The following is a 7,808-nucleotide window of genomic DNA, read 5'->3' on the forward strand; positions in this document are numbered from 1 at the left end:
CCTAAGTCATTTTCCACACGATCTGAAAAGGACGAAATCACAACACATTTGACTGTCCGAGCCATGTACCGCATTCGGTCCCGGGCGCCTCAACCTGGCGTATTGGACTCCACCCAGCGGTCCCCGCCTTCCAGGGTCTCCTTCTTCCAGAAAGGTGCGCGTGACTTCAGGTCTTCCATGATGAAACGGTTGGCCTCGTAGGCCGCGGCGCGGTGGGCCGACCAGACGGCAACCAGCACGATCGGGTCGCCGGGCGCGACCTCGCCGGTGCGGTGAACGACCAGGACATCCTGGATCTCCCAGCGTTTCGCGGCGGCCGCCGTGATCTGCTCGAGGTGCGCGTCGGTCATTCCCGGATAGTGCTCCAGACGCATGCGGGTCACCCGGTCGCCTTCATTGAGGCCCCGCATGGTCCCGACGAACACGGCCGTCGCACCATAGTTTCCAGCCAGGTCGGGCCGGCCGGCCTGGTGTCGGCGTACCTCATCCCAGGGATCGAATGGGTATTTGCGGATCTCTGTCTTCATCCCGTACTTCCATCGAGTCTCGCACCGGCAAGATCGGCACCCGAACGGCCGCGCTTCGATTACCATAGCGACTTGCGGTGCGGGCGGATCCAGCGTCTCCCGATTCTGCTCGCACGGAACTGAGGAGGTGACCCTCGCTACGCTTCACGATTCAGCAGACCTCCAGTCGGGCAGTTAGCGGCGGCTATGGGGGATTCGTGGAGGAATCGTTGCCGCGACGACCCACCAAAGATGCTGCAACATTGACCTGAGTTTCAATTGTACGCTCCCGGGAACCGCGCCACATGACAGATAAGGACATGACATCCCGTCGCCAGTTCGTCCCCCTGCAGATCGCGGTGATGACGATCTCCGATTCCCGGAGCGAGTCGACGGACAAGTCGGGGTCCCTACTCAGCGCCCGGATAGAACAGGCGGGCCATAGGCTTTGCGACAGGCGAATCGTCCCAGACGACATCTACGAGATCCGCGCTGCGGCATCTACGTGGATTCGGGATCCCGACATCCGCACAATCCTCACCACCGGCGGGACGGGACTGACCGGCCGGGACGGGACTCCGGAAGCGATGCGGCCGTTGCTCGACAAGGAGATCGAGGGCTTCGGAGAGATGTTCCGGGTGTTGTCCTGGGAGTCGATCGGGGCCTCCACGATGCAGTCCCGCGCCGTCGCCGGGGTGGCGAACGGCAAGTACATCTTCTGCCTACCCGGTTCACCCGGGGCCTGCGCCGACGGTTGGGACAGGCTCATCGCGCCGCAACTGGACGCCCGCACACGGCCCTGCAACCTCGTCGAGCTCATGCCTCGGCTGGACGAGTCCTGATCGTGGAGACATTCGCCCACGCGCGCCCAGCCACGCAGGGGGCGCGCGCGGGGTGATCTCGCCGGGTTCGCTCAGATTTCAGATCTCGGCGGCGCTGCTCTCCCTGCTGGCGCTGTTCGCGGGGACGGTGACCTACACGGTCTATGCCCTGGAACAGCAGCGGAACGCAACCATGGTGCTCAACCTCGCCGGCCGCCTGGAACTGGCAGGGGAGCAGCTCGCCATGCAGGCGATGAACTACCAGGAGAATCCCCCCAGGGACTACGAGACCTACCACCGCGACGTTCGTCTCTACTACCAGGATCTGCTGGCGCACCTAGACACCTTCGACGAGATCCTGATGGCGTTCTCCTACCAGGAATTCGACACGAAGCTGACTGGGATGCAGAAGACCCTGCATACCGACCTCACCCCGCCTGTCCGGGAGGCCGTCTCGTCCACGGTCGACCTGTGGATGGGTTACCGCCGGGATCTCCAGGAGAAGCTCGGCGAGGACGAACAGGAGCCGCGCCTGGAGTGGGGCGCGGGGTACATCGTCGATCATCACAACGAGCTCAGGGATAGTACGCTGGAACTTCTGGATTCACTGCAGGACCAGATCGGTACGCGACTCCGACACATCTACGCGATCAACAACATCGTGCTCGCCGCGGCCTTCGTGATCTCCGTGCTGATCATCCTGATGATCTATCTGCGGGTGCTGGGCCCGCTGGATAGGGCCGTTCAGGGCATGAAGCGCGTGAGCTCGGGCGACTTCGGGCATCAGGTCGAGCCCTCGGGCAACAGCGAGATCGCCTCGCTGACGCGGTCCTTCAACCGACTCTCGTCACGGTTGCGCGCCCTGTTTCGTCTGATCGACCGCATCGAGCAGGGCAGCGACCTCGATGGCACCCTGCGGTTCGTCCTCGAGGAGTTCGCCGGCCTGCTGCCGATGGACTGGGTGTGCGCCCTGTTCGCGGAAAAGGCCAGCGATCAGCTCAGGATGGAACGTGCGCGCGACCGGGAAGGTGAAGGCCCGGTCGCCGGGGCCCGGTTTCCCTGCAGCGGAACGCTCATGGAGAAGGCCCTGAAGAACGGTGTCCCGCAGCACGTGCCGAATACCGCCGAGGCGGGCCGGGCAGACGGCGGCGCATTCTTCCGGATGCTGTCGGAACAGGGACGGCGCTCGGCGATCGCCCTGCCATTCTCCGAGCTGACTCCTTTCCCGGGCCTGCTGGTCATCGCCAGCCGCGATCTCGACGCCTATACCGACGAACACCTGGAACTGCTGACCAACATTGCCCACCTGATCACGCACAGCTTCGGGCGCACCGTCAGACTGGTCGAGCACGAGCGGCTCGCAGCGATCGGGGAATTCGCCTCGGGGATCGCCCACGAGATCAGGAGTCCGCTGGCGACGATCGGCCTGGCGCTCGACTATTTCAGGGATTCCGACCTGCCTCCGGGCGGGGTCAACCGGGCCGAGCTCGCATCGCAGGAGGTCCAGCGCGTGTCGCGCCTGCTGGAAGACATCCTGCTGTATGCGAAGCCCCTGTCGCTGGAGATTGAATCCGCGGACATGGCCCCGCTGATCTCGGAGTTTCTGGAGACGAACAGAGACCTGGCAGGATCCAGGGGACAGGCGTTCGTCTTCGATGCGGCATCCGGCCGGTGCGAGGCGCGGATCGATCGCAACCGCATGATTCAGGTGTTTCAGAACATCGCCCGAAATGCCTGCGAGGCGGCACCCGCAGGCGGCCAGATCGGCTGGTCGCTGGCCAAGACGGACAACGGTATCGAGGTATCGGTCTGCAACGGGGGAGACCCGATTCCACCTGAGACGCTGAAGCGCCTGTACGAGCCCTTCTTCACGACGAAGCGGCACGGCACCGGTCTCGGGCTGGGGATCGTCAAACGGATCGTCGATGCGCACGGGGGCAGCATCGGGGTCGAGTCGTCCGGCGCCCGGGGAACACGGGTGACGATCCTGCTGCCATCGACGACAGGTTAAGGCGATTTCTGTCAAATGACATACCCTCCTGCTTGTCTTTTCGTCCGTCCTCTGTGTTGCGACAACAGCGACATCAATCGACGATGCGCCTGTTGTCGCGCCTTGATGACGTACGAAAAACCGGCGCAATCTGGTATGCGATTTTCCGGCAATCGCCGTAACGGTTCATTTCCCCGTGCTTTCCTTCACTCCTGGGACGAGGACTCCGGGTCCGGTGGCCTGCGTTGCTGGTTCATGATCTTCCAGCTGCCGTCATCCTGACGGCAGATCCGGCTTTCAAGATCCCAGGGGGCCTGATTGGGTACGACAAAGTGCTGTCGCAGGTCCCTGCACTCCATCCCCCGCAACGTGCCCTGATTCACCAGGGTCACGGTACCGGCCGCGCCGCTGCGGGGATTCGACCATTCCAGAACGGTGCCTGTGGGCTTGCCATCCATTTCGACTCTCCCGAGGTGCTGGATCATATCCATATCGGTCTGATCGAGTCCCGGCAGAGCAGCGTCCCAGCCGATCATCTGCGCCCCGGCTTCGGTGACGAACAGGAGCCAGGCGCCCAAACAGGCGAGCATCACGGAATTACGGACGCTATCGGTGGAAGCGGCTTTGGAGTCGTCTGCGGGATCGGGTGTCTGCGTGCGCATCGATCGAAATCGGGGTGGTCGAAATCGTCCCGGATGGGGCCATTGCGGCGAAATGACATCGCTTTCAGTGTAACATACGATTATGCGCTTGATGGCGCCCTGATCCCCTCTCAACCAACGCCGATTCGGCCCGGAATTCCATGTTGGCAACCACTCGCCCGACAATGCTTCTCGCGGTGCTGTGTCTCGTGCAGGCCTGCGCCAACACGATTGAATCCGAGATCGATTACAACCCCAAGACCGATTTCTCAGGACTCAAGACATTCGCTTGGCTCCCCGAAGACAGCCGGGGAGGAAACAGCGAGGAAGCCACCTATCGATTCATCGACGAAAAGGTCCGCGCCGCAGTCGACAGCAACCTGCAGGCAAAGGGCTTCCGCCCGCAGAAGGAAGGCACACCGGATTTCTATGTCAACTATTACGTCTGGGCGGAGACCAAACTGACCGATGATCCCTACGCTGGCCTGAGGAACTGGTCTCACCGCTTGGAAACCCTGGACACCGCCCGATACCCTGGCTACGAGCACGAACGATCGCTCGCTCCGCGCGAATACGAGGAAGGGACGCTGATCGTGACGGTACTCGACCCCGAGACGGAAAGGGAGATCTGGCGCGGCACAGCCAAGGACCTGGTAAAGCAGTCCGACGTAGAGAAGAAGAGCGGAGAGAAGATCGACAAGGCAGTAAAGGAAATCCTGAAAAATTTTCCGCCGACGAAATGACATCGCAGGCAGTCCGCCTGGAAGGCAAAATGAAGCTCCGGCGCGTCGGGGTCACCCGGTCCGGATTTCACAGACGCAAGGACTCGATGCACCCATGACAGTAACGCTACCCCACCGTCTCCCCCTGGCCGCCATCACGTCGTTCCTTTTCGTGCTACTCCTTGCTGCCGGCGGTGCCCAGGCCGGATCACAGGAGCAGGAAGCCCAGGACCTGATCGACAACAGCCGCACCACGCTGGAAACCGTTCTCGCCAACGAAGACATGACATGGCTCCGAGAGAACATCGGCCGTGCTCGGGGCGTGATCATCTTTCCACATGTCATCAAGGGCGGCTTTATCTTCGGCGGCTCCGGCGGATCAGGCGTGATGCTGGCCAGAAAGGACGACAGCAACGATTGGAGTGATCCCGCCTTTTATACCATCGGTGCGGTGACCTTCGGGCTGCAGATCGGGGCGGATGCCTCGCAGGTCCTGATGCTCGTCATGACCGAAAGGGGACTGGCTTCCCTGCTGACCTCCCAGGCCAATCTGGGCACCGGCCTCAGCATCGCTGCGGGCCCGGTCGGGGCCGGCGCCAAGGCCGCAACGGCCGACATCGTACAGTACAACCTGTCCAAGGGGGCCTTTGGCGGGGTAACGCTGGACGGCGCGGTGATCAAGGTGAGGAACGGCCTGAACAGCGCCTTTTACGGCAGCGACGTCCGTCCCACGGACATCCTGATCACGCGCGAGGCCAGAAACGCCACCGCCAGCGATCTGGTAAAATCGGTCACCGACGCCGCCGCCGGCGAATCGGAAGACGAGTCCGAATAGTCGCCCCCTGCCACCGCTTCTACATCTACATTCTGATATCCGCATCGCTCGCAAGTCGGGCAACCGGCGTTCGCCCCGTTCCCTTGGCCAATCCGGGTATCAGGCTGGTCGAGACACCCCTGGAGTCGATGCAGGTCACAAGGACATGAAGTCCGCGACAAAAATCCTGATCTGGGTACCGATCATCCTCGTCCTGGCGATTGCCGGACTCAATGTCTTCCTGTTGACGGTCGACCTCAATGCCCATCGCGACCGCCTGGAATCCCTGCTCAGCGATACCCTGGGGCGGTCGATCAAGCTGCGTGGTGAAATCGGATTCGAGGCCTCTCTGATCCCCAGTATATCGCTTCAGGACGTGGTCATCGGCAACCCCCCATGGGCTTCCCGGCCCAACTTCGCGACGGCGGACGAGATAACCCTGCAGATGGCGCTCATGCCGTTGTTCGATCGACGAATCGAGATTGCCCGCATCGGCCTGCGCCGGGCGGACATTCTGTTCGAACGAGGCCCGCACGACTCGAACAACTGGTCGTTCGGCGGCAGATCCTCAACCCGGCACGGGCTCTACACCTTCGCCGGCCTCGCAGAACTCGATCTCGAGTCCGTTGAACTCGGATATCGCTCGATGCAGAGCGACGGCTGGCGGGTCCGGATAGATACCACCCATGCATCATGGCCCCCCGGCGCCCAGCTGAAGGTGAACGCGAACGGCGAATTCGAAGGCCGGCAGGTTTCGTTGTCGGCGACTGCGGGCACCCTCACCACCCTGTTGGCGAGGCAACCCGGAAGGTTTCCGCTGCATGCAACGGCTCAGGTCGACAACGTCCAAATCACGGCGAAGGGCAACCTGACCGTTCCCTTGAACGGCGACTTCAGTACCGCTGTCTCGCTCTCCGGCGACGACGTGAGCGCCATGGGGCGTTTGATCGGTCGGAATCTGCCGGCGCGAGGCCCCTTTGACGTATCGGCAACCCTGGACCGTACCGGGGACCACTTTCACTTCTCGGGCCTGCAGGCGAATATCCCCGGTCAGGGCGAGGCACGGTCTCTGCGGTTCGAGGAAGGACAGGCCGAGTTGAGCGCCGAACAGCCAATCGAGATCAGTATCGGCGGCCAGTATGGTGAAGACCGGTTCTCCTTGAAGCTGAAGGGGGCAGCGCTCGAAAAGCTGCGCAGCGACACCGGCGAGTGGCCGGTCAGCATCGACGCCTCCTCAGGTCAGTCCGGATTGCGGGCGCAGGGGGCGGTGAGGTTGCCGATGCGCGAGGCCCGGGGCCGATTCGACGTCGATCTTCACCTAGCGGACGGTTCGAGCCTGCCGCAATCCGTCTCGTCCCGGTTAAAGGGCTACCTGCCCGCGAATCTGAAGGGCACGCTCCACGCGTCCCCGGAAACCGTCTCGCTGCGCGGGATCGACCTGAAAGCGGGGGCGACCAGCGCAACCGGAACGATTTCATGGGAGCGTGGCCAGGGCACGCCGCGACTCGATGCCGACCTGAAAGCGGGCACGATCAACATGTCCCCGTTACTGGCGTCCAGCCAGGTCCGTAATCCCAGGCGGGCTGGCGCGGGGCTGCTGGACGCACCACTGAACACGGCCTGGCTGCGCGGCTGGAACTCGAAAGTTTCGTTCACTCTGTCCACCCTCAAGGGACTGGCGATGCCGTTGCACAACCTGGTCTTCCAGGGTGAACTGCACGAGAATCGCCTCGATGTCGCGACCCTTCAGGGGACCATACCGGGGGGACGGATCTCGTTGACGGGATCCCTGGACGTAACCGAAGACACGCCTTCGGTCTCGGCCGCCGCCCGTTCGACGGCGTTCGATCTGGGTGCGCTTCTCGAGGCCCTGGGTAACGGAAAGGTCGTCTCGGGTGAACTGCGAGAACCCGAGATTACACTCAAGGGAGGTGGAAGCAGTGTCAGGGCACTCCTGACCGAATCCAGGATCGATGCAAGAACCACGACTTCCTGGTTGTCGATCGGGGAAGGCACCTCACCACGGGCTATCGAACTAAAGGCTCACCGCTTTCACGCGGCTTCCCGTCCCGCCAAACCCGTCACTGCTTCGCTCGACGGAACACTGAACGGGGTGAATGTCAGTTCAAAGGGGTCCATTGGGACGATGTCGAACTGGCTCCGCGCCGGCGTTCCCCGGAAGTTGGCGCTCGTTACCCGGGGAAGGGAGTCGCAACTCGACCTGGAGGGCAACCTGATCCTGCCGTGGACCGGGCGCATCGATTTTAGTTACGAACTCAGCGGTCAGCAGCTGTCCCGGCTTGGCCCGCTGATC

General features: G+C 62.7%; 7 protein-coding genes. 5 read left to right on the forward strand and 2 right to left on the reverse strand.

From position 1 onward, the window contains the following. Positions 1-89: 89 nt before the first annotated feature. Complete coding sequence (locus tag LJE91_03725; GenBank protein ID MCG6867849.1) at positions 90-527, reverse strand: molybdenum cofactor biosynthesis protein MoaE; 438 nt, start codon at positions 525-527, stop codon at positions 90-92. Positions 528-811: 284 nt separating this feature from the next. Here LJE91_03725 and moaB point away from each other — a divergent pair, with 284 nt between their 5' ends. After that, positions 812-1,348: a molybdenum cofactor biosynthesis protein B gene (moaB, locus tag LJE91_03730; protein MCG6867850.1), complete on the forward strand. Its 537-nt coding sequence runs from the start codon at positions 812-814 to the stop codon at positions 1,346-1,348. 52 nt (positions 1,349-1,400) lie between these two features. Then, positions 1,401-3,338: a HAMP domain-containing protein gene (locus tag LJE91_03735; GenBank protein MCG6867851.1), complete on the forward strand. Its 1,938-nt coding sequence runs from the start codon at positions 1,401-1,403 to the stop codon at positions 3,336-3,338. A 185-nt stretch (positions 3,339-3,523) separates the two neighbouring features. Here the strand turns inward: LJE91_03735 and LJE91_03740 are convergent, their stop codons facing one another. After that, entirely contained in the window at positions 3,524-3,979 is a 456-nt protein-coding gene (locus LJE91_03740; GenBank protein MCG6867852.1) for a hypothetical protein, read from the reverse strand. Positions 3,980-4,119: 140 nt separating this feature from the next. Here LJE91_03740 and LJE91_03745 point away from each other — a divergent pair, with 140 nt between their 5' ends. The 3 genes from LJE91_03745 to LJE91_03755 form a co-directional block, all read left to right on the forward strand. Then, on the forward strand, positions 4,120-4,701 hold the full coding sequence (locus LJE91_03745; protein ID MCG6867853.1) for a DUF4136 domain-containing protein: 582 nt from the start codon (positions 4,120-4,122) through the stop codon (positions 4,699-4,701). 94 nt (positions 4,702-4,795) lie between these two features. Further along, positions 4,796-5,515 carry a lipid-binding SYLF domain-containing protein gene (locus LJE91_03750; protein MCG6867854.1) on the forward strand — a complete coding sequence of 240 codons (720 nt, stop codon included), beginning with the start codon at positions 4,796-4,798 and terminating at the stop codon, positions 5,513-5,515. A gap of 145 nt (positions 5,516-5,660) precedes the next feature. Then, on the forward strand, positions 5,661-7,808 hold a 2,148-nt coding region (locus LJE91_03755), incomplete at its 3' end, for an AsmA family protein (GenBank protein MCG6867855.1).

The sequence above is a fragment of the Gammaproteobacteria bacterium genome (genome assembly GCA_022340215.1).
In the GTDB taxonomy this organism is placed as follows: domain Bacteria; phylum Pseudomonadota; class Gammaproteobacteria; order JAJDOJ01; family JAJDOJ01; genus JAJDOJ01.